Below are 1,575 nucleotides of genomic sequence, written 5' to 3'. Positions count from 1 at the left end.
ATGGATAATCCTATAAGGTAAAATCCCAATCTTTTCAGAAACGCCATTAACTAAAAAATAAGAAAGTTAATATCGCTGTGTTTTAGATCGAACCATTCACCAACAGATTTATTGGTAAGTATGCCATGATACATATATAAACCATTTCGAAGGCCCCTGTCAAATCTAAGTGAATTTTCCAGACCCCCATCTTCTCCGATTTTTAGCAGATAAGGTGTAAAAATATTACTGATAGACACCGAAGACGTCCTGGGGTATCTTGCAGGAATGTTGGGTACACCGTAATGGATGACCCCATATTTTTCACGAGTGGGTTTATCGTGGGTCGTAAGCTCACTGGTTTCGAAACACCCTCCCATATCTATACTCACATCAATGATCACAGATCCTTTTTTCATTTGTTCTACCATTGTGCTAGAAACCACAATAGGTGATCTGTCGCTGCCGCGGACAGCTCCTATGGCAACATCACACCGTTTTAGACTTTTTAAGAGGTTCTTGGGTTGCAGGGTTGATGTATAAATAGTTTGCTTAAGATTCGTTTGAATGTTCCTTAATTTAGTAAGTGAGTTATCAAAGACTTTAACATTCGCTCCAAGGCCTAAAGCCGAGCGGGCGGCAAACTCTCCAACGGTTCCTGCACCTACAATAACTACTTCTATAGGGGGCACCCCACTTATATTCCCAAACATAAGCCCGTTTCCCTCGTTGGTAGCGGCCATGATTTCCGAAGCGATAAGCACCGAAGCAATGCCGGCAATTTCACTTAAGGAACGAACAGCAGGATACTTACCATCCTCATCTCGAATATATTCAAATGCTATTGCCGTGATCCTTTTTTTTGCGAGTTCCTCAAAATATTCCTTAGACCTTGTTTTTATTTGCAATGCTGAAATTATGGTAGCCTGAGGATTCATTAACTGAATTTCCGACAGGGTAGGGGGCTCTACTTTTAATAAAAGCGGACAAGAAAATACTTTTTTTGTATCACGTGTTATGTTTGCTCCTGCTTCGGTATATTCCTTGTCGGTATAGCTGGCACTTTCCCCTGCCCCTGCCTCCATTAAAACACGATGACCATTCGAGGTTAAAGCATTTACCGCATCCGGAGTGAGGCAAATACGCTTTTCCTGATATTGGTTTTCGTTTGGGATCCCAATATAGAGTTCTCCTTTTTGTTTTAAAACTTCCAGCGTTTCTTCCTGCGGAAGTAACTGTTGTTTGCTAAATGGCGAGGAAGGTTGATTCATAAGAAGTAATTGGTAACCTTAAATTTACGGTTAATCTCAAAATTACAATTTTTTTTTATGAAGTGGGCTTGTATGGATAAGGGTAAAAAAAATCCTGCTACAATGGGGCAGGATTTTTACTAATTATTTTTTCTTCTATAAAAACATATTGAACAGACTTCTTAAAGAGTGTTGCAACTGTTTAAAGGTATTCTTCAAGGCATTATCTGGTGTTTTTTTAGATAGATCTTCTTCCATTTGATCTTCTACTTTAGTCCTAACACCCACTTTTTCATTTTCCTGGCGTTCTTTGTCTTTATAGTACTGTAGTTCTGCATCCATAGCA

General features: G+C 39.3%; 1 protein-coding gene and 1 pseudogene. Both read right to left on the bottom strand.

The features are described 5' to 3' along the window. Positions 1 to 50 precede the first annotated feature (50 nt). A complete protein-coding gene (locus WBN20_RS12915; protein WP_424281988.1) occupies positions 51 to 1,250 on the bottom strand; it encodes an alanine dehydrogenase in 1,200 nt (399 codons plus the stop codon). Positions 1,251 to 1,385: 135 nt separating this feature from the next. Then, a pseudogene (locus tag WBN20_RS12910) lies at positions 1,386 to 1,575 on the bottom strand (hypothetical protein); the annotation flags it as partial.

The organism is Eudoraea sp., from assembly GCF_049665975.1.
GTDB lineage: Bacteria > Bacteroidota > Bacteroidia > Flavobacteriales > Flavobacteriaceae > Eudoraea.
Note: the sequence above shows the minus strand (reverse complement) of the source record. Positions and strands in the feature narration are given on the sequence as shown.

Coding starts and splice junctions, on each gene's coding strand:
- WBN20_RS12915 (WP_424281988.1), bottom strand. CDS start 1,250: ATGAATCAACCTTCCTCGCCATTTAGCAAACAACAGTTACTTCCGCAG.